This window comes from Comamonas sp. CMM03 (assembly GCF_019218715.1).
GTDB classification, from domain to species: Bacteria; Pseudomonadota; Gammaproteobacteria; order Burkholderiales; family Burkholderiaceae_C; genus Comamonas; species Comamonas terrigena.
In genome coordinates this window covers 1,057,157-1,083,107 of record NZ_JAHUXB010000001.1, presented here as the reverse complement: position 1 = coordinate 1,083,107, position 25,951 = coordinate 1,057,157, and the positions used below count along the sequence as shown (strand labels likewise).

General features: G+C 55.8%; 24 protein-coding genes and 1 pseudogene. 13 read left to right on the top strand and 12 right to left on the bottom strand.

Features of this window, described 5'->3' with window-relative positions; genetic code table 11:
* Positions 1-177 precede the first annotated feature (177 nt).
* The gene (locus KW830_RS04900; protein ID WP_255578088.1) at positions 178-1,689 is read left to right on the top strand and encodes a methyl-accepting chemotaxis protein; all 1,512 of its coding nucleotides are present in this window, start codon (positions 178-180) and stop codon (positions 1,687-1,689) included.
* A 109-nt stretch (positions 1,690-1,798) separates the two neighbouring features.
* On the opposite strand, the gene KW830_RS04895 is transcribed toward KW830_RS04900, so the two are convergent.
* The 3 genes from KW830_RS04895 to dusA form a co-directional block, all read right to left on the bottom strand.
* Positions 1,799-2,584, bottom strand: a complete 786-nt coding sequence (locus tag KW830_RS04895) for an RnfABCDGE type electron transport complex subunit B (protein WP_066534262.1) — start codon at positions 2,582-2,584, stop codon at positions 1,799-1,801.
* Between the two features lie 9 nt (positions 2,585-2,593).
* A complete protein-coding gene (locus KW830_RS04890) occupies positions 2,594-3,985 on the bottom strand; it encodes a polyhydroxyalkanoate depolymerase (RefSeq protein WP_066534259.1) in 1,392 nt (463 codons plus the stop codon).
* Between the two features lie 141 nt (positions 3,986-4,126).
* A complete protein-coding gene (gene dusA / locus KW830_RS04885; protein ID WP_083520329.1) occupies positions 4,127-5,125 on the bottom strand; it encodes a tRNA dihydrouridine(20/20a) synthase DusA in 999 nt (332 codons plus the stop codon).
* A gap of 1,590 nt (positions 5,126-6,715) precedes the next feature.
* Between dusA and KW830_RS04880 the strand changes: the two genes are divergently transcribed.
* Entirely contained in the window at positions 6,716-8,053 is a 1,338-nt protein-coding gene (locus tag KW830_RS04880) for a tetratricopeptide repeat protein (protein ID WP_218332328.1), read from the top strand.
* 360 nt (positions 8,054-8,413) lie between these two features.
* On the opposite strand, the gene KW830_RS04875 is transcribed toward KW830_RS04880, so the two are convergent.
* The 5 genes from KW830_RS04875 to KW830_RS04855 all read right to left on the bottom strand — a co-directional run bounded on the left by KW830_RS04875 (position 8,414) and on the right by KW830_RS04855 (position 11,473).
* Positions 8,414-9,472, bottom strand: coding sequence for a tyrosine-type recombinase/integrase (locus KW830_RS04875; RefSeq protein ID WP_066534256.1), 1,059 nt, complete (start codon positions 9,470-9,472; stop codon positions 8,414-8,416).
* Between the two features lie 143 nt (positions 9,473-9,615).
* Complete coding sequence (locus KW830_RS04870) at positions 9,616-10,041, bottom strand: YeeE/YedE family protein (RefSeq protein WP_255578087.1); 426 nt, start codon at positions 10,039-10,041, stop codon at positions 9,616-9,618.
* A 36-nt stretch (positions 10,042-10,077) separates the two neighbouring features.
* Positions 10,078-10,527: a YeeE/YedE family protein gene (locus tag KW830_RS04865; protein ID WP_218332327.1), complete on the bottom strand. Its 450-nt coding sequence runs from the start codon at positions 10,525-10,527 to the stop codon at positions 10,078-10,080.
* The gene (locus KW830_RS04860; protein WP_218332326.1) at positions 10,524-10,892 is read right to left on the bottom strand and encodes a helix-turn-helix transcriptional regulator; all 369 of its coding nucleotides are present in this window, start codon (positions 10,890-10,892) and stop codon (positions 10,524-10,526) included. Before KW830_RS04860 ends, KW830_RS04865 begins: the two co-directional genes overlap by 4 nt.
* Before the next feature lie 395 nt (positions 10,893-11,287).
* Positions 11,288-11,473 (bottom strand): DUF2892 domain-containing protein, encoded by a 186-nt coding sequence (locus KW830_RS04855; protein WP_066534252.1) that lies wholly within the window; start codon positions 11,471-11,473, stop codon positions 11,288-11,290.
* Between the two features lie 220 nt (positions 11,474-11,693).
* Between KW830_RS04855 and KW830_RS04850 the strand changes: the two genes are divergently transcribed.
* The gene (locus KW830_RS04850) at positions 11,694-12,641 is read left to right on the top strand and encodes an MBL fold metallo-hydrolase (protein ID WP_218332325.1); all 948 of its coding nucleotides are present in this window, start codon (positions 11,694-11,696) and stop codon (positions 12,639-12,641) included.
* A 367-nt stretch (positions 12,642-13,008) separates the two neighbouring features.
* On the opposite strand, the gene KW830_RS04845 is transcribed toward KW830_RS04850, so the two are convergent.
* Positions 13,009-14,250 (bottom strand): MFS transporter, encoded by a 1,242-nt coding sequence (locus KW830_RS04845; protein ID WP_370626087.1) that lies wholly within the window; start codon positions 14,248-14,250, stop codon positions 13,009-13,011.
* 165 nt (positions 14,251-14,415) lie between these two features.
* Between KW830_RS04845 and KW830_RS04840 the strand changes: the two genes are divergently transcribed.
* The 6 genes from KW830_RS04840 to KW830_RS04815 all read left to right on the top strand — a co-directional run bounded on the left by KW830_RS04840 (position 14,416) and on the right by KW830_RS04815 (position 18,943).
* Complete coding sequence (locus KW830_RS04840) at positions 14,416-15,189, top strand: helix-turn-helix transcriptional regulator (protein ID WP_218332323.1); 774 nt, start codon at positions 14,416-14,418, stop codon at positions 15,187-15,189.
* A gap of 526 nt (positions 15,190-15,715) precedes the next feature.
* Positions 15,716-16,129, top strand: a complete 414-nt coding sequence (locus tag KW830_RS04835) for a hypothetical protein (protein ID WP_218332322.1) — start codon at positions 15,716-15,718, stop codon at positions 16,127-16,129.
* Positions 16,130-16,396: 267 nt separating this feature from the next.
* Complete coding sequence (locus KW830_RS04830) at positions 16,397-16,768, top strand: hypothetical protein (RefSeq protein ID WP_218332321.1); 372 nt, start codon at positions 16,397-16,399, stop codon at positions 16,766-16,768.
* 326 nt (positions 16,769-17,094) lie between these two features.
* Positions 17,095-17,625 carry a hypothetical protein gene (locus tag KW830_RS04825; protein ID WP_218332320.1) on the top strand — a complete coding sequence of 177 codons (531 nt, stop codon included), beginning with the start codon at positions 17,095-17,097 and terminating at the stop codon, positions 17,623-17,625.
* Between the two features lie 276 nt (positions 17,626-17,901).
* Positions 17,902-18,375, top strand: coding sequence for a hypothetical protein (locus KW830_RS04820; protein ID WP_218332319.1), 474 nt, complete (start codon positions 17,902-17,904; stop codon positions 18,373-18,375).
* A 13-nt stretch (positions 18,376-18,388) separates the two neighbouring features.
* Positions 18,389-18,943 (top strand): hypothetical protein, encoded by a 555-nt coding sequence (locus KW830_RS04815; RefSeq protein ID WP_218332318.1) that lies wholly within the window; start codon positions 18,389-18,391, stop codon positions 18,941-18,943.
* A 276-nt stretch (positions 18,944-19,219) separates the two neighbouring features.
* Here KW830_RS04815 and KW830_RS04810 read toward each other — a convergent pair whose 3' ends face one another.
* Positions 19,220-19,459, bottom strand: a complete 240-nt coding sequence (locus tag KW830_RS04810) for a hypothetical protein (protein ID WP_218332317.1) — start codon at positions 19,457-19,459, stop codon at positions 19,220-19,222.
* Between the two features lie 232 nt (positions 19,460-19,691).
* Here KW830_RS04810 and KW830_RS04805 point away from each other — a divergent pair, with 232 nt between their 5' ends.
* From KW830_RS04805 to KW830_RS04795, 3 genes and pseudogenes are all read left to right on the top strand, one after another.
* On the top strand, positions 19,692-20,078 hold the full coding sequence (locus KW830_RS04805) for a DUF5376 domain-containing protein (protein ID WP_218332316.1): 387 nt from the start codon (positions 19,692-19,694) through the stop codon (positions 20,076-20,078).
* Positions 20,079-20,506: 428 nt separating this feature from the next.
* A complete protein-coding gene (locus KW830_RS04800; RefSeq protein WP_218332315.1) occupies positions 20,507-21,085 on the top strand; it encodes a hypothetical protein in 579 nt (192 codons plus the stop codon).
* Between the two features lie 1,041 nt (positions 21,086-22,126).
* A pseudogene (locus KW830_RS04795) lies at positions 22,127-23,004 on the top strand (IS5 family transposase); the annotation flags it as partial.
* A gap of 116 nt (positions 23,005-23,120) precedes the next feature.
* Here KW830_RS04795 and KW830_RS04790 read toward each other — a convergent pair.
* On the bottom strand, positions 23,121-23,654 hold the full coding sequence (locus KW830_RS04790) for a GNAT family N-acetyltransferase (RefSeq protein WP_218332314.1): 534 nt from the start codon (positions 23,652-23,654) through the stop codon (positions 23,121-23,123).
* Positions 23,651-24,265 (bottom strand): helix-turn-helix domain-containing protein, encoded by a 615-nt coding sequence (locus tag KW830_RS04785; RefSeq protein WP_218332313.1) that lies wholly within the window; start codon positions 24,263-24,265, stop codon positions 23,651-23,653. Before KW830_RS04785 ends, KW830_RS04790 begins: the two co-directional genes overlap by 4 nt.
* Before the next feature lie 435 nt (positions 24,266-24,700).
* On the opposite strand from KW830_RS04785, the gene KW830_RS04780 reads away from it, so the two are divergent.
* On the top strand, positions 24,701-25,924 hold the full coding sequence (locus tag KW830_RS04780; RefSeq protein ID WP_218332312.1) for a serine hydrolase: 1,224 nt from the start codon (positions 24,701-24,703) through the stop codon (positions 25,922-25,924).
* Positions 25,925-25,951: the final 27 nt, after the last annotated feature.

Genomic DNA, 25,951 nt, shown 5'->3' with positions numbered 1-25,951 from the left:
GTGCCCTCCGGCGGGGCGCGGAGACTTTTCCCGACACTAACGACGTTTTTTATCGCCATTACGACAGTGCTATTGCGGAAAACCCCTGCGCCCAGGGGTTTGCGCCGCTGTGCACAGTCGCGTACAAACAGGCGCACACGATACAAGAAACATAAAGAAACATCCAAGGGGGACACCATGGCTCGGCTTTTCTTTGCACCCGCTTTGTGGCTGCTGCGACGCATGGGGTTGCGGGCCAAGTTTTTTGCGCTGGGGCTGTGCGGGCTGCTGGCGCTGGGCGTGGTGCTGTGGAGCGGCAACATGATAGCCGGGCCGACCGTGCAGTCGTTGCTGGCGGTGGCAGTGATGCTGGTATTCCTGTACGGTGTGGGGGCGCTGTATGTGGACCTTTCCCAGGGCTTGCGCCGACTGTTGCAGGTGACAGCACAGGCCACCGAAGGTGACTTGACCAGCCGAGCCCAGTGTGACGGCCGCGATGAACTGGCGGCCCTGGGCAGCCAACTGGACAAGATGGTGGTGTCGCTGTCGGCCATGGTGGCCGATGTGCGCAGCAACGCCGCACTGGTGGCCCAGGCCGGTCACCACCTGACGCAGGACCAGCATGCGCTGTCGGTGCGTACCGAACAGCAGGCCGCCAGTGTGGCCCAGACCGTGGTCAGCGTGGAGCAGGTCACGGCTGCCGTGCAGAACAATTCCGACGTGGCCAAGACGGCCGACCAGCATACGCTGGAGGTGCGCAAGGCCGTGGAGCAAGGTGCGCAGGCCATGGAGCGTGCGGTGCACTCGGTGGAGGCCATCGAGCAAAGTGCCGGCCGCATGAATGAAATCATTGGTGTGATTGACGGCATCGCCTTTCAGACCAATATCCTGGCACTGAATGCGGCTGTGGAAGCCGCCCGCGCCGGTGAGCAAGGGCGTGGTTTTGCCGTGGTGGCCGCCGAGGTGCGCACCCTGGCGCAGCGCTCGTCCGAAGCGGCCAAGGAAATCAGCCGGCTGATCGGCAATTCCGTCAGCCAGGTGGGTGCCAGCACCACCATGATCCGCCAGGCCGGCAAGGAAATGGGGCACATTGCCGAAGGGGTGCGAAGTGTGGCCGGTCATGTGACTGCCATCACCGAAGCCGGCGCCCACCAGGGGACGGGGCTGGCGCAGATCAGCCAGGCCGTGCATGAGATTGACCAGGTCACCCAGGACAATGCCCAGATGGTCGGCCACGCCGTGCGCCAGGCGCAGTCGCTGGAAGAACGCGCCATGACGCTGACGCGTGCTGTTGCACGCTTTCGCCTGCAGCAGGGCACGGCCGAGGAAGCCGTCACGCTGGTGGAGCGCGCCCAGGCCTTGCGTCGCATGGGCATGCCGCTGGAGCGTTACTGGGCATCGTTGACCGACCCCAAGCAACCGTTCCACGACCGGGACATGTATGTGTTTGTGCTGGATGCCCACGGGAAGTACATGGCCTTCGGTGGCAATCCCGAGCGCGTGGGCACCCGCGTGCAGGATGCCAAGGGGGTGGATGGTCAGCAACTGCTGAACGACATCATCCACCAGGCCGAGCAAGCGCCCGGCTGGGTGGAATACGCCTATGCTCACCCGGTGAGCGGCGCGATCCTGACCAAGATGTCCTTTGTCTGCAAACAGGATGGCGTGTACCTGGGCTGCGGGATCTACAAGGCGTTTACGGGAGCGTGAATGGCCCCTGCCCCTTGGCGTTGCGGCTGGGGCCGGCAGACTGAAATGTGCAGACCGGGCTGAAGAGGCCTGAGACACGTCAACGGCCCGGCGGTTTGGTGCTGTTGGCCTATGGCTTGGATGGTTTCCCTGACACAGCTGTAGCAGCAGGTGCACGCAGTGCCCGTGCCTTGGCCAGTGCCGCGGCGATGGCGGCTTTCTTCGGATCGACCACATGGGCAGAGCTGGTCGCCGTGTCTGAACTACCTACCGCACTGCCTTCCGCATTGACTGCGCCGCTGATGGATCCTGAACTTTCCTCCGGCGTGTCGGGTTGCGCGGTGGTTACGGGAGGCTCCGGGCGTGTGCTCACTGCCGTGGTGGCGCGTTTGGCGGCCAGCCGCGCGCGGTGCACGGCATAGCGTGAGCGGGCATGGTCGGCCTGTGCGGTGGACCAGGCTTGCCATCCCGTGGCCTCCCCGCTGACCACATCCAGCTCGATGCAGTCCACCGGGCACACCGGCAGGCACAACTCGCAACCGGTGCAGTGGGCACTGATGACGGTGTGCATATGCTTGTTGGTCCCCAGGATGGCGTCGGTCGGGCAGGCCTTGATGCACAGCGTGCAGCCGATGCACCAGGCTTCGTCGATGCGGGCCACGGTCAGCGGCCCCTCCACCCCAAAGCTGCGGTTCAGGGGCTGGACGGCCTGGCCGGTGAGGGCGGCCAGGCGCTGCACCCCTTCCATGCCGCCAGGCGCGCATTGGTTGATGGGAGCGCCGTCTGTGGCGATGGCCTGCGCATAGCTGGCGCAGTCCGGGTAGCCGCAGCGGGTGCACTGCGTTTGCGGAAGCGCCTGGTCAATGAAAAAAGCCAGTCCCTGCAGGGCTGGCTGTGGAGGAGAGGGCTCGGCCATGGGCCGGTATTATCGGCGGCTGCGGCGCTTGCTGTGTACAGGCGTGGCGGTGACGTTCAGCGCTGCGGGGGTTTCCGGGGATTCGGCCTTGGTGCGGGCTGGACCTGCAGCCAGCGCGATCTTGGTGGTGGGTGTGCCGGCCTGGTGCTGCAGCACGAAATCGCGCAGTGCCGGGTAGACGTTTTCGCGCCAGCGGCGGCCGCTGAAGATACCGTAGTGGCCGGCGCCAGGCACTTCCAGGTGCTTGCGCTGGTCGGCAGGAATTTGCGTGCACAGGTCGTGTGCGGCACGGGTCTGGCCGGAGCCGGAGATGTCGTCCAGCTCGCCTTCCACCGTCAGCAGGGCGGTGCCGCGGATGTCCTGCGGGCGCACGCGCTCGGTTTCCCCGGCAGGGTTGACCACATCCCAGGTGCCATTGACCAGCTTGAAGTCCTGGAACACGGTGGCAATGGTTTCCAGGTAGTAGTCCGCATCCATGTCGAGCACGGCGTTGTACTCGTCATAGAACTTGCGGTGGTGTTCCACGCTGGCGTCGTCGCCCTTGATCAGGTCCTTGAAGTAGTCATAGTGGCTGGTGGCGTGGCGGTCGGGGTTCATCGCCACAAAACCGGCGTACTGCAGGAAGCCGGGGTAGACGCGGCGGCCTGCGCCCGGGTAGTTGTCGGGCACGCGGTAGATCACATTGTTCTCGAACCACTCGAAGCTGCGCTGCGTGGCCAGGTTGTTCACCGACGTCGGTGAGCGGCGCGCATCGATGGGTCCGCCCATCATGGTCATGGTCAGCGGCGTGGTTTCGCCGCGGCTGGCCATCAGTGACACGGCCGCCAGTACCGGCACGGTGGGCTGGCAGACGCTGACCACATGGCAGTGCCCGTACTTGCCCTGCAGGTGGCGGATGAATTCCTGCACATAGTTGACGTAGTCGTCCAGGTGGAATTCCCCTTCGGACAACGGCACCAGACGGGCATTCTTCCAGTCGGTGATGAAGACCTTGTGGTCACCCAGCATGCTGTTGACGGTGTCGCGCAGCAGGGTGGCGTAGTGGCCCGAGAGTGGGGCCACGATCAGCACGGCGGGCTGCTCCAGCAGCGTATCCAGCGTGGTGGGGTCATCGGAGAAGCGTTTGAAGCGGCGCAGCTCGCAGAACGGCTTGTCGATTTCCACGTGTTCGCGGATGGTCACATCAACGCTGTTGACCTTGACGGAGCGGATGTCGAATTCCGGTTTCTCGTAGTCTTTGCCAAGGCGGTAGAACAGATCGAAGGCCGCCACCATGCGCTGCGAGTACGGCAGCTTGCTGTAAGGCAGCATGGGGTTGCTGTAAAGCTTGGCCGTTGCCTGGGCGAAGTCGGCAAACGGTTCGACAAGGGCCCGCTGGGTTTCGTAGAGCTGGTAGAGCATGGGGCAGTCGCTTTATGGATGTTGCACTGCAATATATCAGTACTTTCAAACGGCGTCAGGCCGTAATTACCCCGTTTTGCCGTCGCGGTAGAGACAAAAGGATTGCCAGAAAACTGCCTGGGGTCTAGAGCAGCTTCCTTGTCAGGGCTTGGTGTTTGCGATAGCAAACACTTCGCGGGCGGAGAGTTGTTTGAGGCGGTGGTCGCTCCACACCTGGCGCCAACGGCGGGCGCCGGGCATGCCGTGGCGCAATCCCAACATGTGGCGGGCGATGGAATACCACCCCGTGCCGTGCTTGGCCGCTTCCTGCTCCATATAGCGCACCATGGCCTCCTCCACTTCCACGTGGGAGAGGGTGCTGGGTGCGGCGCCAAAGTACAACTCGTCCCAGCGGCTGAGCCACCAGGGGTTGTGGTAGGCCTCGCGCCCCACCATCACGCCGTCGACATGCTGCAGCTGCTCTTGCACGACGGCATCGGTGGCAATGCCTCCGTTGATGGCAATGGTGAGCTGCGGGAAGTCGCGCTTGAGCTGGGCCACCACGTCATAGCGCAGCGGCGGGATCTCGCGGTTTTCCTTGGGCGACAGGCCTTTGAGCCAGGCATTGCGCGCGTGGACGATGAAGACATTGCAACCGCCTTCGGCCACGGTCCCGATGAAGTCGCGCACGAAGCCATAGCTCTCGTCCTTGTCGATGCCGATGCGGTGCTTGACGGTGACAGGCACATCCACGACATCCACCATGGCCTTGACGCAGTCGCGCACCAGCGTGGGCTCATGCATCAGACAGGCGCCGAAGGCCCCGCGCTGCACACGTTCGCTGGGGCAGCCACAGTTCAGGTTGATCTCGTCATAGCCCCATTGCGCACCTAGCCTGGCCGCCTGGGCCAGGTCGGCTGGTTCGCTGCCACCCAGCTGCAGGGCGAGCGGATGCTCCTGCTCATGAAAGCGCAGATGGCGCGGCACATCGCCGTGCAGCAGCGCCCCCGTGGTGACCATCTCGGTGTAGAGCAGGGCATTGCGGCTGAGCAGACGGTGCAGGTAGCGGCAATGCCGGTCTGTCCAGTCCAGCATAGGAGCAACACTCATGCGCCATGGCGATGTAACCTGTTGATTTTTATCTGTATTGTTTGTGTTCATTGTGAATTTCGGATGCCGGGCAGCACCGAAGTAGCGCCCCGGAAACCACCCAAGTCCCGATGTCTGGCATGCCGTGCTGCAAAAACGATGGGCAGCACCGGGGCAGTGGGTGCCATCACCGCCTGAAAAAGGGGAACCGCGCAACTGCGTATGCAGCGCAGATCCGTCTCAAGGAGAAGGGCGTTATTGTGCACACCGGGAGGCAGATTTTCATGCGCAAGGCTTTGGGCCGGGAGTGGCCAAAGCGCAGGGGGCGGAGTTGTGGCATGCCCGTGCAATATGAATGCTGCGCCAAGATCACTGTGCGAGAAGGGGCTGCATCCGAGATATGTGGGGTCATCTCCCCAACTTTTCACAGCAAGCTCCAGGCAGGATATCGCCGCCCCCGTATTCGCTAACGTGGATAAGCAGTGCAAGCCTTTGCCATGCCCCAAAAAGAAACCCCGCACGGGTGGCGGGGCTGGAGAGATAGAGGACACGGTCTCAGTGCGCGGACTGGCCCATGCGTGGCGGAGCAGTGGGCAGCCGGGCCAGCTTCTGAGAGCAGTCACCACACACATGGCATGCATGAAAAAGGCGGGCACCAGAAGCCGGTTTCTTTTGGCTGCATTGGATGCAGTCGATGGTGTGGGCTAGGTCTTGAAGCCGCATGGGGGGCTGGCCTTTCTTGGGACTGCGCATGGATCTCCTTTGGCTTGTGCGGCGGCAATGGCGCGTTGAATGCCGCAGTGGCGGGGTTGCTTGTTGCCACGGTGGCGCGGGCTTGTTACATGGCTGTGACTGGCGGGTGTGGGTTGGTATTCGCAGTGCAGCAAAAACAATGCCCGCGCGGCGTGGGCCGGGCGGGCTGGTGGATAAACGCAGAGGTAGTTCTGGTTCCAGCTCTAGCGCTTGTGCTTGATATATGGACTGCGATCTAGGCAACTATCTTGCGGCGGTCCTACCACCACATCACGCGCTGTCATTCAGCTTCGGGGGGCAGGCTGCCGTCTGTGGGCCGCGCTTTCGCGCGTCATCACAGGCATTGCCTGTGATGACGCGGTGAAGCCGGTCAGCCTTTGTGAGCCCTGCGCTTGCCAAATGCTGCAGAGGTCATCAGAACAATGCCCAGTGCCAAAAGGATAGGGCCCAGCGTCCACTGCCCGGCCCATTGCATTGCGCCCAGCCATCGGCATAGGCCGTGCGGTGTCTGGCATTGGGCTTTGCCATGCGGGGCGGCTCGGCAGGGACTCGCACCTCCCGGGCGCAGGGAAGGGGGGAACGCTTCAGTACAAGCGCGGGCCGAAGCAGAGAGGCTGACGACTTCCCCGCAGCCCAAAGCACCCATGTGCGGCGGTGGGCACACATTGACCAAGGAGCGGGAGCGCTGTTCTTCCTATGCAGGGCGAAACCGTGCCATTGCCGTCCAGCTTTTTGCGTCCGGGTCTTTGTGGAAGCCGCTGTGGCCCGGTGAAAGCCTGGCCTGTGGACGCTCGGCAGATGTTTCTGGATTGTGTCCTTTATGTATCAATTTTGATAGCTAAAAATGCAGTCTGAATAAGCTTTTCGGTTCATATAATGAATTGTTTTGTGAGGGAGTGAGGAAGAGAAATGCGTGTGCGATGGTTCCATGTGGGGGTGCTGTCTGCCTGTCTGGCGGCGGCCTTGGGGGCACAGGCCCAGCCCAGCGAGACGGTCAGCGCCGCAGAAGCCGGACAGCCCGTGGCCCAGTTTGAGCTGGGTTCCATCTACTTCAATGGCAAAGGCGCAGAGCGCAACCCCAAGGAGGCATTGCGCTGGTTCCGTCTGGCGGCCGAGCAAAACCATGCCCAAGCCCAGTACATGCTGGGCCTGGTGAAACTGCTGGGCGTGGGAGGGGTGGAGAAAAACCTGAAGGAGGGCATGGCCTGGATTCAGAAATCCGCTGCCAACGACAATGTGGATGCACAGAACATGCTGGCCAGCCTGTATCTGCAGGCCAAGGATGTGCCGCGCGATCCCGCTGCTGGAGTGGCCTGGCTGGAGCGCGCAGCGCAGCAAGGATCGTTGACAGCGCAGAAAAACCTGGGTTTTGTGTACCGCAAGGGGGAACTGATCCCGCAGGACCTAAAGAAGTCTTTCCAGTGGAACATGGCCGCAGCCCAGCAATCCGACATGCTGGCCCAGTTTGTGGTGGGAGAGATGTACTACCTGGGCGAAGGCGTGGAACAAAACCATGCCGAAGCCGCGAAGTGGCTGACACCGCTGGCCGACAAAGGGGCGCAGAACGCCAAGCTGATTCTGGGCAAGATCTACTTTGAAGGGCAGGGCGTGCCCCCGGATTACAAGCGCGCCGTGCTGTTGCTGCACGATGTGGCCATCCGCGGATCGGGCCAGGCCTTTTTTGAACTGGGCCGCCTGTTCGAGCAAGGAGAAGGCGAGTACCGCAACGAAAAAGAAGCGGTGGCCTATTACACCCAGGCGGTCAAGTACAAGCACACCGCGGCCGCGAAACGGCTGGCCGAAATTTCTGCCGAATCACCCAGCTCCGGAGAGATGGTCCAGTCCATGGAATACGTGGAGAACCTGAACTCCGCTGTGCGGGGCAACAAGCTGGCGCAGTACAACATTGGTGTCTTCCAGTATCTGGGCAAGGGCTTTGAACAGCCCAATTACGCCGAGGCGGTGAAATGGTTCACTTTGGCAGCCAACCAGGGATATGCCAAGGCCCAGTACAACCTGGGCACCATGCACGAAAACGGTGAAGGCGTGACCAAGAGTCTGGCCCAGGCCCTGAAGTGGTACCGCTTGGCCGCTGAGCAGGAAGATGCCCCGGCCCAATATGCCCTGGGAACCATGTACCGCGACGGCCTGGGGGTCAAGAAGAATGCCAAGCAGGCGCGGCGCTGGCTGCAGCGCGCCGCAGACCAGGGCTATGGCCCAGCCAAAAGCGCTTTGGCACGCCGTTGAGCACCTGGGAGCGATGCCGCACGGTCCATAGGAAGCAGGGCAGCCGAATCCAGTCGTACTGCCCACGGCATGGAAATGACCGTAGCAGTGAAGAGGGGCTCCGCGTCAGATCATTGCGAGAGATCTTGCCAACCGTGCGGCGCACGCAGGGCTTTGCATGCGCACGTGCACCAGGCCAGGCCAGGCCTGAAATGCGAAGTGGTGGGGGCTGTTGGCAACCGGGTGGAGCCGCACAGCTTGCATCTTCCATGGCTTGCGCTGAGGCTCGCATGCTGCGGGCTCTTCATCCTTGGGTTCTTTCTTTTTATATTGAATACAGCTTACATGAAATGTATCAAAGCACTCAAAACCCACCGAACCTCATTCCAAGTCCACAAACTGCTGCAGGTGGCCTAGAGCATGAGGGGTCTTCAAGCCGGCACGTTGCAGCACCTCCGCCTGGGGCAGGCCGGATTGCAGCCACTGCACGATGACGGTGTTGCGGATCACCTGAGGCCCCATGCGAGGCGGCCGTTCCTGAGAAGAGCAGGCGCTGGCAGCCTTCAAGGTCTTGCTGACCAGATGCAGCACGGTGTGGGTGGAGAGCGCGGGCGCCTTGCGCGTACAAAACAGGGCGGGTTGCTGTGCCATCGGTGAATAGCCTGCCCGGTAGCCCAGCCAGACCCGCAAGGCCTCGTCCAGCTGTGATGGAACCTCGAGCGTGCGGGATTGCATGGCGCGCAGCCCGGTGATGCGCAGACCGTGAATGCGGGCGGAAGACGCCTTGGCGGCTCCTTTGTCCGCATGGTTGGCAGGCTGAGCCAACGTAGCGCCTGCTTTGGCAGAGGCATCCCCCCACAGCACATCCTCCAGCACCAGGGCGCGCACCTCTTCGGAGGAAAGCCCCAAATGCACCAGCACCAGCAACACCGCACGGTCACGGGCGGAAATCAAATCGGTGGCGGCAGGAATCTGGCGCAGCAAAGCATGCCATGTCCGCGGGCTCAGGATCGCACCCTGCGGGTCTTCGCTGGGAGGTTGGTCCAATTCGGACACCGCATCCAACGGATTGTGTGCGATCCAACCGTGCAGCAGCGCATGGTCGTAAATGCGCTCCAGAACACGCCAGTAGCGGCGGCGGGTGATGTCGCTGGGCAGATCCAGTTGCTTTTGGCTGCGCGTGGACTGGTTCAGAAACTGCAGTACCTGTACCGCCTGGGCCTGCTGCCAGGGTTGGAGTGCCTTGCCTTCGGCTGGCCGTGTGGCATCGGCCGATGCTGCCAGCAGTTTGAGCCACGCGCCCCAGATAAAGCGGTAGGGCGCAGCCGCCGCCTCGCTCAACGGTGCCCAGGGGTCGGCGCTGCAGGCTGACAGCCAGTGCTGAAACAGCGCATCGCCAGTCGGCGCGTCAAAGGCTGGAAGGAGCTTGCGGGGCTGCATTCCTCTATTTTAGGAGCGCGTAATTCAAAGTATGCATAAGCTGGAGCCCGATTTCACGGAAATTTCTGAAAGCAAGTGCCACCTTGGGCAGCTTAGCTTACCCAGAGATAGGTCTGCCATCGCCTGCACGCCCTTGCGGGCGTTCAGCGCCGTGTTGCCCACCAGTGTTGCAGCAGCATGCCGGCCAGCATGGCAGCCACAAAAAGCCAGACTTCAGACTGCAGCGTAGCCAGGTTCATCACGGCGGGTCCGGGGCAAAAACCTGCCAACCCCCAGCCGGTGCCAAACAGCGCCGCGCCAGTCAGCAGGCGACGGTCCACGGCCGAGGCTGTGGGCAGCTGCATGGGCTCGCCCAGCAGGCTGGTCTTGCGGTGCTTGGCCCAGGTGAATGCAACCAGGCCCACGGCAATGGCGCCGCCCATGACCAGGGCCAGCGATGGATCCCAGGTGCCGAAAAAGTCCAGAAAGTTCTGAACCTTGGCTGGATTGCCCATGCCTGACAGGATCAGTCCCAGGCCAAACACCAGGCCTGCGCCCAGGGCCACCAAAGAACGGGTGATGTTTCGCATGGCAGCTTGGAATTGCTGTGATGGCATAGCAGTCTTTTAGGCGATGTGGAGTACATGGCGCAGCACAAACACCGTCAGCGCACCGGTGAGCATGAAGGTCAGCGTGGCGGCCAGTGAACGTTGCGACAGGCGAGACAGCCCGCACACGCCGTGGCCGCTGGTGCAGCCTGACCCCAGGCGCGTGCCAAAACCCACCAACAGGCCGGCCAGCACGATCAGCAACGGGTTGCGTGGCAGTTCCATGGCGGGCAGGGGGGCAAACCACTGCCACACCAGCGGTGAGCCGATCAGACCCAGCACAAAAGCCAGGCGCCAGCCCCAGTTGCTGGTTTGCCGCCAGGTAGTCCATTGCAACAAGCCGCCCACAATGCCGCTGATACCGGCAATACGGCCCAGCAACACCACCATCAACGCGGCGGCCACACCGATAAGCACGCCTCCGGCCAGCGAGGATCCGGGCGTGAATGCGTTCCACAGAATTGTCATGCCTGCTCTCCAGGGGCGCAGAAAAGTTGGTGAATGGCCTGCATCAGCTGCAGAGCTCGGTTGTCGGCCAGTTGGTACCAGATGAATTTGCCTTCGCGCCGCGTGCTGACCAGGCCTTCGCGGCGGAGCACTCCCAGCTGCTGGGACAGCGTGGGCTGGCTGATGCCGGTCAACTGCTCCAGCTCGCCCACAGTGCGCTCCTGCTGTGACAACTGGCACAGCAGCATCAGCCGGTCTACGTTGCCCAGTACCTTGAGCATTGCCACTGCCTCATCGGCATGGGTACGCAATGCATCCTGATCCAGCGTGGCAGTGACAGACAGCTCAGATGCAGCAGGAGGGGGTGAGGCTTCGTTCAAGGACATGGTCGGCAGCAGGGCAACATGCGATGGATCAATACTATATAAAAAAGTAAATTGTCATGGAGCACCAGGCGATAGCCGCCTTCGATACCTGCAGGGCAACGCCGCGTGTCCGGAGGCGGTGTCCATGGGAATCCGCCGCCGGATTGCCTCCGCGCCAGCCCCAGACAATGACCAGGACTGGCGCGCTGCGCCTGCATGGACGCATGGCCGGGATGAACTCCCACCCCCGGCATCGACCACGGACTGCCTCCGAATTCGCAGGGAACGCGGTCCATCGCTTCCATCGGTTCAGGGTCTTTTGAAGCGGGGCGCAATGGAGGCAATGAGTCATGCACGGCCGTGCATGCCGCCACTTTGCGCGAGGGCCGTGTCTATGGGTTACATCGCGCCCGGGCTCATCGCTTGCAACTGCTGATGCCCAGCAGCGGATATGCCGGGCAGAAGCGAAAGATTCCGGTCAACAAGGGCAGTATGCCCAGCCAGCCCCACCATCCCACCGTGCCGGTGGCAGCCAGGGCAATCAGTACCAGGCCGATGGCGATGCGCAGAATGCGGTCCAGGCCGCCTACATTGAACTTCATGGTCTTTTCCTTTCAAGGATGGCTACAAAAAATGGGTGGACGCAGGGCAGGGCCTTGACAGCACGGAGGTCCCAGCGGCATCGCCAGACAATATGTTTTTGTATATTATATAAAAACATAAATTAATCAAGCGATCGCTGACCTCGTTGCTACAGCCCACTACCATGCCGGCATGCAGTGCGCGCAGAGCACCGCTCCCCCAGCCAACCTCAGAGCTGTCATGACCACTGAACGCATGCATATCCAAGGCTTCTATGACCCTGTCACCGGGACCATCAGCTATGTGCTGGCCGATCCCCAGGCCTGTCAGGCCGCGGTGATTGATGCCGTGCTGGATCTGGACCCCAAGTCTGGCCAGCTCTCCACCACTTCGGCCGATCGCATTGCCGATTACCTGCATGCCCAAGGTTGGCAGTTGCAGTGGATTCTGGAAACCCACGCCCATGCTGACCACCTCTCGGCTGCGCAGTACCTGCGCCACCAACTGGGAGGCCAGGTGGCCATGGGTGAACGCATACGCGATGTGCAACGGGTGTTCCGCAGCGTGTTCCACTTCGAGCCAGGCTTTGTGCCCGATGGCCGCCAGTTCGACCGCTTGTTTGCGGCCGGCGAGGTCTTTCAAGTGGGGCAACTGCCTGTGACGGCGCTGTGGGTGCCGGGCCATACGCCAGCGGACATGGCCTACCAGGTACAAGGCCGCCAGGGCGAAGCCTCTGCTGCCTTTGTAGGGGACACACTGTTCATGCCGGATGTGGGCACAGCCCGGGCCGATTTCCCTGGCGGCGATGCAGCCCAGCTGTACCGTTCCATCCACCGGTTGCTGGCTTTGCCGGGCGATACGCGCTTGTTCATGTGCCATGACTACCCCCCGGCAGGCCGCGGACCGGCCTGGGAGTGCACGGTGGACGATCAGCGCCGCAGCAACATCCATGTGCACGACGGTGTATGCGAGGCCGACTTTGTGCAGATGCGCCAGGCACGGGATGCCACGCTGACCATGCCCACGCTGATCCTTCCCTCCGTGCAGGTGAACGTGCGCGCCGGCAAGCTGCCGCCTGCACAGGACGATGGGCGCACCTACATCCAGCTGCCCGTCAATGCGCTGGGTGCCGGGGCAGGCCTGCCGCTGCCTCCGGGCCTGGGGCAAGGCCCCGGTGCAGACAGTTGAAGTGGTGCACACGCAGGCGCAGGTCAGCGGCTACGCACCTGTGATCGGTCAGCGCTTTCTCCACTTTGGAAGGCGCAGTCAGCGCCAACACAAAGAGTTCGTTGCTCTGGCCATTCGTATGACCCAGCTGCGCCCGGGCTGCATGCACTCTCACTTCAAAAGACTACGCCTCCCGCCTGAAGCTGGAGGCAATGCTGGCGGTTGGCATCTACAGAGGCGCGCCCCGGAGCGGAGACATGCCACCGCGGCCGGGAATGCCAGGGAGAGGATGCTTGGCCGATCACCGCCTGAACATGCCCTGGAGCAGAAAGAGAACAGCCCCAGCACGCCATGCGCGCTTGGGCTGTTCTTTGGCGGGTCCACGTGCTCAGCGCTTGGCCTTGCGTGTATCCGGCAACAATACAGTAGCCAAGCCTAGCAGCGGCAGGAATGACACCAGACCATAGACCCAGACAATGCCATGCGTGTCGGCCAGCTCGCCCAGGCCAGCGGCGCCGATGCCGCTGATACCAAACATCAGCCCGAACATCAGGCCAGAGACCATGCCCACGCGGCCGGGCACCGCTTCCTGCGCATAGACCACCAGTGCGGCAAAGGCGGATGACATCACCAGGCCGATCAGAATGGCCAGCACTGCAGTCCACACCAGTCCCACATGGGGCAGGGCCAGCGCAAACGGTGCCACACCCAGGAACGAAATCCAGATCACTGCCTTGCGGCCGATGCGGTCGCCCACCGGGCCGCCAGCAAAAGTGCCTGCAGCCACGGCCGCCAGAAAGACAAACAGATAGAGCTGGCTGTGCTGCACGCTCAGTCCAAAGCGCTCCATCAGATAGAAGGTGAAATAGTTGGTGAAGGCGGCGATGTAAACGAACTTGGCAAACATCAGCAGGCAGATCACCACCATGGCGCGCACCACGGCAGCGCGGCCCAGGCCTTGCTGGACACCTTGCCTGGCCAGACCTTTGGCGGTGGCTGTGCCGTGCTGCAGCACCCAGCGGGTGAGGCGGTACAGCACATAGATGGCTGCCAGTGCCACCAGCATGAACCAGGCCACTGCACCCTGACCGTAGGGGATGACAATGGCCGCGGTCAGCAGTGGGCCTATGGCCGAGCCGGTGTTGCCCCCCACCTGGAAAGTGGACTGCGCCGTGCCAAAGCGCCCGCCAGAGGCCAGCCGTGCAATGCGCGAGGCCTCGGGGTGAAACGTAGCCGACCCCACCCCCACCACGGCGGCGGCGGTCAGCAGCATGGCGTAGCTGCCTGCCGTGGCCAGCAGGGCAATGCCGATCAATGTCATCACCATGCCGCAAGGCAGCAAATAGGGCTGGGGGTGCTTGTCGGTATACAGGCCGATCCAGGGCTGCAGCAACGAGGCTGTGACCTGGTAGACCAGGGCGATCAGGCCGATCTGTCCAAAGCTCAGCGCGAAACTGGTTTTCAGCAGCGGGAAGATGGCCGGCAGCATGGCCTGGATCAGGTCGTTGAGCAAATGGGCCAGCGCGGCGCCGCCTACGATGGGCAGCAGAAAGCCCTGCGGGCGCGCGAGTGCGGCAGGGGCTGGGTTTGCCTGGGGTGATTCAGCAAGGGTGGCGGAAGGGGGAGTCATGGCGCAAACAGCTTGGGACATGCAGGGGGCACGATGGCCTGGCCCGCACGGCCCGGGGTTCCAAAAACCGTGTCTGCCGGCATGGCAACCCACGGAACTGCCAGCGTAGTGCGCTACAGCGTGGCTGTCGCACGCTTATCTGCCAATTTCTGTAGAGTTTCTGCCATGAGCGCAGATCCATCGCACCACTACCTCGCCTATGACCAGCTCCCCCAGCCGGTGGTGGCCATGGAAAGCCGCTGGCGCCACGGCATGTCCACAGGCTGGCACAGCCATCCCCGGGGGCAGCTGCTGTACGCCACGGAAGGCGTGATGGTCATCCACACCGATGCCGGCTCCTGGGTCATTCCGCCCAACCGGGCGCTGTGGATGCTCACAGGCCTGCGCCACTGCGTCACCATGTCCGGTGATGTGGTCATGCGCACGGCCTACATCAATGTGGATCAGGTATCCGCCATGCCCGCGCAAAGCTGTGCCATCAATGTGTCACCGCTGCTGCGCGAACTGCTGGTGGAAGCAGTTCGCATTGCCCCAGGTACTGCGCCATCGCCACGCCATGCCCGTGTACTGGAGTTGCTGATCGACGAGATACAGGTCTCGCCCACCTTGCCCCTGCATCTGCCACTGCCGCAGGACGCGCGGCTGCACCGCATCTGCACTGCATTGATGGCGCACCCGGCCGATGCCGCCAGTGCCGCGCAATGGGCCGCCAGCATCCAGGTGGCAGAGCGCACCTTGCACCGTCTTTTTGCGCAGGAAACCGGCATGACCTTTGCCCAATGGCGTGAACAGGCCCGGCTGTTGCACGCGCTGCGGCGTATTGCCTGCGGAGACAAAGTGATCGACATCGCGCTGGACTGTGGCTACGCCAGTCCCAGTGCATTCACCGCCATGTTCCGCCGGCACTTTGGGGTGACGCCTTCCGGCTTCTATCGCTGAGCAGCAACGGTGTTCTGAGTTCAACTCGAAAAGTTGGCCAGCAGGCTTTAGGGATGAATGGCTCTGGAGAGCCTTTTTTATTTCTGAGTTCTTCCATGCAAAGTGAATAGTTTTTTCACTTCCAAGACATGGCGTTTCTGTATCTTTTACATCCACGCCAATATTCCTCCTCGGCCAATGCAGTAGCAACTGCATTGGATGCTTTATAAAGAAAATTTATCAAAATATAAAAGTTAATTGGCGGAATCATTAATTGTAAGATATTTTGATTTAAATCAAAATATCTTCTTGTGTTGTAAATAATCTCTTCTGCGCATCATGAAGTAAAAATTGAATTTCAGAGAAAACTGAGTCAAAATGAAAAATGTAATTAAAGTTTAGGCGTATCTGTTTCGGTTTTTATTTTATTTTTCGTTCGGTACACGAACCGTTATCTGAAATACGCTACGTTGTAATAGTCAATAATCCTCACAACCTTATGTGCCTACAGTCTATCCCGTCAACCCTAAAACAGCAGGAGTAAAAAATGACGGTTCGTCATTGGGGCGGATATGTCTCAGTAGATTTTGACTGCGATGGAAATAACATTGAACCGTTACTATGGTGCTTGAGGTTTTTGATTGTAGACCACTTGCCTTTAGATTATTGGTTGAGTCGAATTTTCCCTGCCATAGAGAAACGTTATGCAGGAGGAGATCCTGGTTGGGAAATTACTAATGTTGACTTAGATACGGGGGATGTGCTGTGTGATTCGAGGGGGAGAATAGTTTATCGCGTATGGATTGATGAAGCTATTAGTTATCTTGAGTCGGGTGTTGGATTTTATGAAGAGGATATCGTCAAACATCATGTACGCCGCACACTAGAAAATTTCCGTGCTGTGCATCCTGCTTATTCAATCGAAATTGATGCGCTAGTGCGAAAGTATAAAATTTATTAATCTGAGAGTCAGTTCTATATTAAAACACTGGATACACAGATATTCAAAGACAACAGTACAGCTATTAATCTCGCAGTCTTGAAAAATCCAGTTGGCGCTACAGGGACTGCGGCAGCTAGAGTTGATGGTACTGCATCTCTCAGACTTCTTCTTACTGATAGTAATTATTTTGACTAGCACCTAAAGTTTGGTTCTCAAAAAGTAGCTGAAAAGTTATTTACTGATGTTCTTGGCAGCACACCTTCAGCTGCTGGAAGAGCTTTAGCGATGATTGATTTGGCTGGAGAGGATAATGCATTCGTTGAACGGATAATAATTGATCTCTTTGGAATGTCTAAAGACAGTAAAGATAAAATGAAGAAAACGATACATTTGGCTTTCTTATTAATAGGAGTTATTATTTCCGTATGCTTTTTTAATGGATGGGGAAATTTTTTTGGGTACTTAGGACTATTATTATTTTCCGTATGGAATATTTATGCATATACAAACTTAAAAAATATGATTTCTTTGCCAATGATGGCTGAAAATGTCAAGATAAACGGAAGCTCGAGTGCTAGACTTTTTTTGTTCTTATACTCATTAATTACGCCGATAATTCTATTTTTTGCATATATACACAAAAGTATTGATGCATAGTTAATTACTCAGTATATATCGTGGCTTAGTGATGTAAAGCATATGCGATTTTTTGAGATGCTGAATTTTATAAGTCTGCGCCAGACAAAAAAAAGCATGGTACAAACACGACACTCCAACAGCAATGGGATCGCGCAATGAATGGCGTAAATCCTCAAGCAGGTGGATCTGGATCTAAATCAGATACATAAAATTTTTTTATGACACTGACATGAATGACGCCATCGAAAAGGCGGAAAATGTATGCTGAAAATCCTGATTATTACCCTTCCAGATTTAAACGTTAGTTATGTCATGCCTGATCTCTTGAAAATTGGTGTTAACAGATGATTGATATCAGTTTGAAGCACGCTGCTTCTATTGTTAGGCCTCTAGATGAAGAAGTTGCATTAAATTATGGATATTATGATGAGCTTTCATCACTAAATTTAAGCATAAAAGATGAAGCTGAGTATGCAATTAAAAAATGGCTTGTCCCCAGCTACTTAAATTCTGAAAATTACAGAGAGACGGAGCATGGTCTTTTTTTGAGAAAAGAGGCATGTCGATTTCGAATTACTTTAAATCATCCATTTGGGGCAGCGTGGCTTCCAGGAATTGATATTTCTGGAGATGTTTATGTAAAAGATGTTTGCGCACGAAGAAAATATCAAAATGATTTAATGAAATTTCAACTGCTTCTATGGGAGCATAGATTTCCAAATGAGTCATTCAAAACTGCAGACTTGGAAAATTATCGCAATCGCATAGACTCAGGATTTAAAGATTTTCCAGATTATCCTGAAAAATGGGGAGAGCCTGAGTATGCGGCTTGGCCGTGGAAAGATCTGGTTGCTTGGATTCAAGATGACAATTGATATTTTTTCTTCGATAGGATAGCCTCTAAGGCTTCAAAGAGATATGCATGTTAACTATGAGTTAAATTATTAAAAAAATTAGATTTTTGTGATTGATAATGAACGATTATAGTTTTGAAAGAGTAATCAGAATAGCTTTATAGTTGTAATTGATTTGGTTCGCTGAATCCTTCGGGCGCCAGCCTGATAAGCAGAAGATTAGTTATTGACAGGCACCATAATATTGGTAGATATATGGCGAATTTCTTGCCTGTACTAATGTAATATTTATATATTATGATGATTCCAAAAAATATAGCACACTCTCTTCAAGATGCATTGTATTTGACGAGTTTAGATGGCTACTGTCCAGATTTGTTTGTAGGCGGTCGTTCCGATAGAAGACCAGATAATTCCAACGATATATGGGAGTCTAGTGTCGAGTTGATTTATCGATGCTTGAAATCTAACCTTCTGCGTATCGACCCGGGGTGGATGAAAGCAATGGACTTTGGTGACTTTAATTTTTTTGTCAAGAGACTGGCGCAACATGATCCATTTGATTTTTCAGATTTCAATGAAAATGGAGCAACCTACTGGTTGGACCCTCTTTTATATGCAACGGAAAGATCTGAAATATTGCTTTCAAGATACCATATAGATGATTTAGGGAAAGATTTGTGCTCCAATTTTATTGGAGAGATAGAAGATATTTTTCTAGGAAATAACGTTCCCTGGGGACGTAATTTTGTATTTAATAGCTACAGGTAACTTATATAAATTTATGAAGAAAATAGTATTTTTTTGCTTCCTCGCTGCACTCTTAAGCGCTTGCGCCAGTAACCCTCCTACCAGTCAAACTGACTACAACCCCAAAGAGCAGTCCCGCATTCGTCTCTATGGTCAAAATGGAAAGCCAACGCTGATGCGCTATAGCCTCAATGGCCAAGAGATCAAAGTTAATGTGGGCGGCGGCATGGGGGATGCTTTCAGCTCTTTTGTCGGTACGGCCAAAAGTCAAAGCATTGGAATTCCATCCACCCGGATCAGCAACAATGTGGGGGATCAGAATGGAATTCTGACCAAAGCTTTTTACAAGGAGTTTGCCGTGCCCAGCACCAGCGCGCTGCGGATTCAAAGCAATTTGATTGGTATGGCCAACTTCAGTCCAAGCGGGCAAGCCGTTTCCTACAGCCCCCGCTGCAGCAGCAAGGAGTTCTCCTTCCAGCCAGAAGCGGGTAAAGATTACGAAGTGGCTTCCATCGTGAACCAGCAAGGCTGTGCTGTGGTGGTTTTTGAAGTGCAGGCGAATGGGGAAATCAAGCCAATCACCCGGTAGGACTGAAGAGGTGCAAAGTCCCGCACAAAGGGCTGTGGTGGTCGCCACAGTCCTTTTCTGGCAAGTTGTCTGAAGCACAGGCTTCATGCCGGTGTCCACTGTCCTGCTGGCGGTATGGCACATAGGTGCTCGCCCACCTCAACGAAATTCAGGCTTCAGGGAGAAGGGCCGGCCGCAATTCTGGTGGAGGAGCGATCATGGCGATCGCATCTAGTACCGCTGCAGCCGTTGATGGATAGGCCGCAACCCACAGCAGACTTCAGCGCACCAGGTGAATCAGCCATTCACCGGCTGCGCCGGTGTGTCCAACAGCAGAGAACACCAGGTCAGCCAGCCGCCAAATTTGAAAGCCGCCTGTGGCAGGTTGCCCACCAGGGCAAAGCCCTGCTTTTCATGCCGCGCACGGTGACCTGTGTTGGCGGTGTTGATGGCGCCAATCTGCGCCTGTATGAGGTCAGCCCTGACCACGCCCAGTTTGGATAACCGAATTGCTCTACCATGTACTTTGTGGGTCAATTAAGAGTATTGACCTGTAACATGCAATGCTAAAAGGCCTTATTGCAACATCTACCAGGATGTTGGGCAAGCTCGACATCAATCTAGTTATGAAATTTTTTTCGGTTTGAGATCGGTGCCGCATATCATCTCTGGATGATTAACCGAGAGTTGATAAAATTATTAATGACCAAGTGAAAGTAGAATACAGTATCAGATATGGACTGGCTCCCAATATACCAGGAATTTATTGATGAAATTAACATTTACATGGGAGAAAATATCAGGTGATATTGATCCCTTCTGTGAGTCTTCCGATAAAAATGAAGATGGAATCAGTCTTCTTGCGTGTTTGCTCATGGATGATGGAGGGCGAAGATATATAGAAACACTATCATGGGTCCATGATGGAATTTTAAAGGTTGACTCTGTCACGCGAGGGTATTTATCAAACTCAGATTGGGACCGCGAGGCATGGGGTGCAAAAGTAGATGGTAATGAAGTAAAAATTTATTCTTTGCATAATGAATATTATTGCGAATTAGTTGCTGTTTCTACATTCCGCATGGCATTAGAAGCTTGGGCGAATTTTATTCAATCTGCCCCTGATATGGCGGTAAAAAAAGAAATTTCACTATAATTATTATTTAGGTAATGCTATTAATAGCTGGCGTATCAATAATTTGATTGGAATGAATAAATTCAGCCAACGCGGACATGAATTTAAAGACAGTATGCAGCCGTAGTAAAGGATTTACTTTATGGCCGAAAACTGGTAAATATTATATGAATGGACCCAGCATCAGTTATTACGGTCGTGCTATTTTTTAAAAGCTAAGAGGGATGGACGTTACTAGCGGTGTGAAGATCAGCATGAAATGCTGTGGTTGTTGTGGCAAACTGTCCTCTAACAGCTTCTTTGAAGCACTAATTCTATGCTAGCCTATAATTATCTTGTTAGCAGCACGCAACATAGGCCATCCGGAGGCATGCGAGATATCTGGTTTGAGGACTCCGTTATGCGGAAATTAGGCATTTCTTCAAAATTCCAACTAAAAGGTGGTGGGTATGGATATTTTTATTGGGGAAAGAGATAAGTTTCAAATACACATGAGAGATATAATGACTGATGGATGTTTTACATACAGTGCATCAAATAAGGTTGTATTGCATAGTAATAATATTGTCAAGGCATATGATGAAATACACTCTCAAATGGATGTGAATCTTATCCGATATGGTCAAGAAGATTTTTCATTTCTTTCAAATGAGATTATAAAAAATACTCCTTTTATTGTGTATTCAGGTAGTGATGGATCATTTGAAAATTTATTAGCACAAGACAAATTATTTATGATTGATGCCATATGTGGCGCAAAGAAAAACAATCCTTTATTTAATTTGGATTTAGAAGAGTCAATATATGAAATAAGCTATTTGAATAATAAATGTTTCCCTGCTGTCATATTCGATTTGTCATCTTCAAAATATGATTTATTAGGACCTTTTATATATAAATTAGGAGAGGCCGGAAAAATTATATGGAATTGCTTTGGCGAGTTTTTTGAAGTGGATATTGATCTTTCCTATTTTTACGCTGTTTATTATAAAGTAGCAGAGATAATTAATTTGAAGATGAATACTTAGAAGTTTTCAAAAGAATTCTATGAAAGCTCAATAGGAAATGTGAAATTTATTCCTGTGGAGATTGATGGGGAGATATTCAATTAGGGGTTGTCGGACGGTTTGCTGCATAAAAATTGATTTTTGCTAAATGAAACAAAAAAATGTCTTCGAGTCGCTTAGGTTGGACCATCTCATCGCTATATTTTTACTTAGCACAATTTGCATTGTTTTTATTATTGAGTTGATAGTAGGTCCTTTTATCAAGATCATATTTTTTAATGAGTCATATCATCTTCCATCTTTAGAAAGATTTTTAGGTTAGTATTATTTATTGTATTTACAAGTGTTTCGTCTGGATTGCTTTGTTGGATTTATGAAAAATTTTATCTAAGATAATAAATGCAGAGACATTAATACAGGTGTTAGCTACGCGACTTTGGCAATTCCGGGAGGTGTTGCAGGGGGCTTATAGGCACTGGATTACGGGCATCAGGTCGAAGCGAATTAACCAGTAGATCAGCCATGGATGAGATTGTTAAATTTGGCTCTCAGGAGGCTGCATAAAAATTCATTGCAAATGTTTTATGCATTCTGTTAATACTGCGATCAGAATTAATTCTAATGTCAATCGTTCTGCTGACTGGGATGCATTTGTGAAAATAGTAAATAAGACCTATTAGGTGAAAAGATGAGAAAAAATAAAAAATATTTTAAATATATAACTATCGCAATGGGGGCGTTTTTATTATTTGTTTTTTTGCTTGCGAAGTTTAATTTCGGCGAGTATATATTGCTGACATACTGGTTTTATATTTGTGGTAAGAATATTCACGGTTATTTTTATGATGGAAGGATGTTCGCATTTGGTGGGGCTGATGTTTCAAAGGGTGAAAATAATGATGAAGCAAGAGTATTTTTTCTCTATATGACATTGATATTGTATTTTGTCCTTTTGTCGAGTATAGTTTTCACGTATTGGTGAGTCCAATTTTCAATGGCGTTGTTGCATAAATCGCCTGCTAGGGTCAGGTAGCCTCGGGCGATGAGTCAGTCCCGCAGTCCAAGCCTCGCTACCGCACCACCACTGAAAGCAATACAACACAGCGCTCAAAGCTCGTGGTTCCCTGAGCATCTGCCTGGATAAGACCATTTTCTGGTTTGCCGCTGCCAGCGGAAAACGCGGGCGCAGCCCGCAGTTCTCGGATACAGCGATTCAGTTCTGCCTGACCATCAAGAACCTCTTTGGATTTGCCTTGCGCTAGGCCACAGGCTTTGTGCAGTCACTACTGGCGTTGTCTGGACTGCCGTGGCCAGTTCCCGACTTCAGCATGCTGTGTCGCCGCCAGCGCAGCCTGGATGTGCAAGTTGCATACCGACCGAGCTCGGCAGGTCTGCTTCGGCTGGTCGACTCCACAGGCACCAAGTTCTTGGGCTAAGGCGAGCGGAAATGCAAAAAGCATGGCCGGAGCGTCGCCGCCAGTGGCGCAAGCTGCACATCGGCATCGATGCCCAGACCTTGCAGGTGCGGGCCATCTGCGAACCCTCCAACAACGTCACTGACGCTGCAGTGCTGCCACCGTTGTTGGAGCAAATTCCGGGTGATAAGCCACTTCTGATGGTGGCGGGCGATGGCGGCTATGACACCCAGCCCGTACAAGCGGCGGTCATTCAGCGCAATGCCACGCCCATCATTCCTCCGGGAAAGAATGCCAGGATGCGTAAGGGCGATTGCCGCATGCAGGTGCTTCGGTCGCAAGCGCTGGAAAGACTGGAGTGATTACCACCGACGCAGCCTAGTGGAAACCAAAATGAATTGCATCAAACGGCCGGGTGAACGGGTGATGTCATGTTCGTTTGAGCGCCAGGTCAACGCGCTGCACATCCGCGCAGCCATCCTCAATCGGTTTATTGAACTGGGCTGCCCGCAGACGGTGGCTGTTGTAAGCCATGTCTGGGGTTGGGGAAAGTCTGGCCTGGGGCTGATTTATGCAACAGCGCCCGCTGACTCCATGGCAGGCAGGTCGCAACCCACAGCAGACTTCAGCGCACCAGTGAATCAGCCATCCACCGGCTGTAACGGTGTTTCCAGCAGCAGCTGGTAGAACACCAGATCCAGCCAGCCGCCAAATTTGAAAGCCACCTGCGGCAGACTGCCCACCAGGGCAAAACCCAGCTTTTCATGCAGCGCACGGCTGCCGGTGTTGGCGGCGTCGATGGCACCAACCAGTGCGTGCACATTGCCGCGCGTGCGGGCCTCGTCGATCAGCGCGTGCATCAGTTGCCGGCCCAGGCCACGCCCGCGCTGGGTGTGGTGCACGTAGACCGAATGTTCCATGGTGTATTTGTAGGCCGGCTGTGGGCGAAACGGTCCGTAGCTGGCGAAGCCCAGCAGGGTTCCTGCAGCGTCTTCCAGACCCAGCACAGGCAGGTTGCCGGTGTGCTTGCTGGCAAACCAAGCGGCCATTTGCTCGGGTGGGCGCGGGTGGTAGTCATACAGCGCTGTGGAGGTGGCGATGGCGTGGTTGAAAATATCCAGAATCGCGCCAGCGTGGCGTTCGGGGGTGCAGGGCACCAGGTGCAGATCGTTCATCGCAAGGTCCTGGCAGCGGAGGCTGCCGTGAAAGAAGGGGATGCCACCGTCAATGCCAGCACATAGCGGGCAGGGCGGTCGCCGGGGTTGGCAAAGACGATGGGCTGGTTGACCGCCATGGCTAGGCAGTCGCCGACCGCCAGTGTCCAGGTCTGGTGGCCTACGGTCAGCGTCATCCTGCCTTCCAGCAGCCACAGTTGCTGATGGGGCGCAAGGTGCGCGGGCAGGTGGGTGGCGTTGTCAAAGGTCACGCTCTGGCCGGCAGGAAAGGTCACTTCCACCAGTTCCAGCGGTGCCCCCAGGCCGGACGGCGTGAGGTGGCGGCGTTGGTAGCCGCTGCCAGGGTCGGTCCAGCAAGCCTGTTCGGCATGGCGGGCCAGCGGTGAGGGGGGTGTGTCGGCGGGCACGGCATCGAACAGCGTAGCCAGCGGCACATCCAGTGCAGAGGCCAGCTTGCTCAGCACTGCTGCCGTGGGACTGGTTTGGCCGCGCTCGATCAGGGAGATCATGGAGCGGCTCACGCCGCTGCGCTGTGCCAACAGATCCAGTGTGGCGCCCCGTGCCTTGCGCAAGCCACGCACACGGGCAGCGAGAAGGGTGTCGATGTCCATGAATCCATTATGCAAGAAATAAATTCCAACATCATGGAATTTTCCGCCCGATGACTTGCGTGCGCGTACCGGGGCTGCAGAGATCTTGGCGGGCAGGCAACCGTTGACCGCGCCAGCGTGAAAAGTTGCGCAGGCCTGGCTCGCAGGCACCGCTGTGCTGTTGTCCCGGCAACGCGTGGCAGTGCCTGCGCTTTGCATGGCAGCAGACCATGCTGGAGCGACTGTCTCGCCCAGCTTCTTGGAGCCCCAATCTCCAGGGCTGAGCATGGCAAGACGTCTGCGTGGCCCATTTCCCAATTTCCAGCCGCATCTGTCACCAGCAAGACAAAGCCGTCGCACAACAGATAATGCGCTGCACCAGCCTGGTGCTACGATTTATCGTGAATATGCGCAGACATATTCATTCAAAAATAATCGGATTGGAGACAAATCACCATGCTATTGCGCTATCCCCTGAATGCCGTATCTCTGGCCTTGCTTTCAAGCTTCTGTACAGCTGCCATGGCCGACGGCCTGCCCAATGTGCACAGCAAGGAACGTATTGGTACCGTACAGCAGGTGTACGACGGTGCACTGCTGCCGGATGTGCAGGCCAACACCTTCCGCAATATCGACCGTTTGTTTTCAACCCGCACCATCCACAAGGGGAAGACGGTTTATCCGCTGCCAAAATCCGATGTACAGCTGAAGAATTTCAGCTTTGCATCCAATGGCAAGAACTACGACTTGTACGATTATGTTTCGATCAACCGGGTCAGCGGCTTGCTGGTGATCAAGAACGGCAAGATCGCATTCGAAGACTATGAGCTGGGCAACAGCGATCAAACCCGCTGGATGTCCATGTCGGTGGTCAAGTCCATCACCGCAACGTTGGTGGGTATTGCCATTCAAGACGGGTTCATCAAAAGCATCGACGATCCGGTGACCCGGTACCTGCCCGAACTCAAGGGCAGTGCCTACGACGGTGTGTCGGTGCGCAATCTGCTGCAAATGGCTTCCGGCGTGCAATGGAACGAAACCTATACCGACCCGGCTTCCGACCGCCGCAAGATGCTGGAAGTGCAGAACGCCCAGACGCCCGGGGCCGTGCTCAAGCTGATGGCCCAGTTGCCCCGTGCAGCGGCCCCCGGTACGCGCTGGAACTACAGCACCGGCGAAACCCATGTGGCCGGCGCCCTGGTGCGCGCAGCCGTGGGCAAGCCTGTGGCGCAGTATTTGTCCGAGCGTGTGTGGGCCAAGTTTGGCATGGAGTCCGACGCCACCTGGTGGCTGGAATCTCCCAATGGCCTGGAAGTGGGGGGCAGCGGCCTGTCGGCCACGTTGCGCGACTATGGGCGTTTTGGCCTGTTCCTGATGGGGGGCGGTAAAGTGGGCAGTGAGCAGTTGTTGCCTGCCGGCTGGGTGGCCGATGCAGGCAGCCCCAAGATGGTGGACGGCAAACCGGTAGATTACGGCTACATGCTGTGGCCCATTCCCAAATCCCAGGGCACGCCCAACGAGGGTGCCTTTGAAGCACGCGGCATTTTTGGCCAGCATGTCTACATGAACCCGCGCGAAAACACGGTGATCGTGGTGTGGGGTGCCTTGCCCAAGCCCACGGGCAAGAACACCATCAATGACAATGATTTCTTTGCTGCAGCGGTGCAGGCCTTGCGGTAAGGCATCGGCTAACAATGAAAAACGCCC

What these genes read in the sequence shown, in the direction of transcription:
- KW830_RS04900 (WP_255578088.1), top strand. Translation starts at nt 178, where the DNA reads ATGGCTCGGCTTTTCTTTGCACCCGCTTTGTGGCTGCTGCGACGCATG.
- KW830_RS04895 (WP_066534262.1), bottom strand. Translation starts at nt 2,584, where the DNA reads ATGGCCGAGCCCTCTCCTCCACAGCCAGCCCTGCAGGGACTGGCTTTT.
- KW830_RS04890 (WP_066534259.1), bottom strand. Translation starts at nt 3,985, where the DNA reads ATGCTCTACCAGCTCTACGAAACCCAGCGGGCCCTTGTCGAACCGTTT.
- dusA (WP_083520329.1), bottom strand. Translation starts at nt 5,125, where the DNA reads ATGAACACAAACAATACAGATAAAAATCAACAGGTTACATCGCCATGG.
- KW830_RS04880 (WP_218332328.1), top strand. Translation starts at nt 6,716, where the DNA reads ATGCGTGTGCGATGGTTCCATGTGGGGGTGCTGTCTGCCTGTCTGGCG.
- KW830_RS04875 (WP_066534256.1), bottom strand. Translation starts at nt 9,472, where the DNA reads ATGCAGCCCCGCAAGCTCCTTCCAGCCTTTGACGCGCCGACTGGCGAT.
- KW830_RS04870 (WP_255578087.1), bottom strand. Translation starts at nt 10,041, where the DNA reads ATGCGAAACATCACCCGTTCTTTGGTGGCCCTGGGCGCAGGCCTGGTG.
- KW830_RS04865 (WP_218332327.1), bottom strand. Translation starts at nt 10,527, where the DNA reads ATGACAATTCTGTGGAACGCATTCACGCCCGGATCCTCGCTGGCCGGA.
- KW830_RS04860 (WP_218332326.1), bottom strand. Translation starts at nt 10,892, where the DNA reads ATGTCCTTGAACGAAGCCTCACCCCCTCCTGCTGCATCTGAGCTGTCT.
- KW830_RS04855 (WP_066534252.1), bottom strand. Translation starts at nt 11,473, where the DNA reads ATGAAGTTCAATGTAGGCGGCCTGGACCGCATTCTGCGCATCGCCATC.
- KW830_RS04850 (WP_218332325.1), top strand. Translation starts at nt 11,694, where the DNA reads ATGACCACTGAACGCATGCATATCCAAGGCTTCTATGACCCTGTCACC.
- KW830_RS04845 (WP_370626087.1), bottom strand. Translation starts at nt 14,250, where the DNA reads ATGACTCCCCCTTCCGCCACCCTTGCTGAATCACCCCAGGCAAACCCA.
- KW830_RS04840 (WP_218332323.1), top strand. Translation starts at nt 14,416, where the DNA reads ATGAGCGCAGATCCATCGCACCACTACCTCGCCTATGACCAGCTCCCC.
- KW830_RS04835 (WP_218332322.1), top strand. Translation starts at nt 15,716, where the DNA reads ATGACGGTTCGTCATTGGGGCGGATATGTCTCAGTAGATTTTGACTGC.
- KW830_RS04830 (WP_218332321.1), top strand. Translation starts at nt 16,397, where the DNA reads ATGATTGATTTGGCTGGAGAGGATAATGCATTCGTTGAACGGATAATA.
- KW830_RS04825 (WP_218332320.1), top strand. Translation starts at nt 17,095, where the DNA reads ATGATTGATATCAGTTTGAAGCACGCTGCTTCTATTGTTAGGCCTCTA.
- KW830_RS04820 (WP_218332319.1), top strand. Translation starts at nt 17,902, where the DNA reads ATGATGATTCCAAAAAATATAGCACACTCTCTTCAAGATGCATTGTAT.
- KW830_RS04815 (WP_218332318.1), top strand. Translation starts at nt 18,389, where the DNA reads ATGAAGAAAATAGTATTTTTTTGCTTCCTCGCTGCACTCTTAAGCGCT.
- KW830_RS04805 (WP_218332316.1), top strand. Translation starts at nt 19,692, where the DNA reads ATGAAATTAACATTTACATGGGAGAAAATATCAGGTGATATTGATCCC.
- KW830_RS04800 (WP_218332315.1), top strand. Translation starts at nt 20,507, where the DNA reads ATGGATATTTTTATTGGGGAAAGAGATAAGTTTCAAATACACATGAGA.
- KW830_RS04790 (WP_218332314.1), bottom strand. Translation starts at nt 23,654, where the DNA reads ATGAACGATCTGCACCTGGTGCCCTGCACCCCCGAACGCCACGCTGGC.
- KW830_RS04785 (WP_218332313.1), bottom strand. Translation starts at nt 24,265, where the DNA reads ATGGACATCGACACCCTTCTCGCTGCCCGTGTGCGTGGCTTGCGCAAG.
- KW830_RS04780 (WP_218332312.1), top strand. Translation starts at nt 24,701, where the DNA reads ATGCTATTGCGCTATCCCCTGAATGCCGTATCTCTGGCCTTGCTTTCA.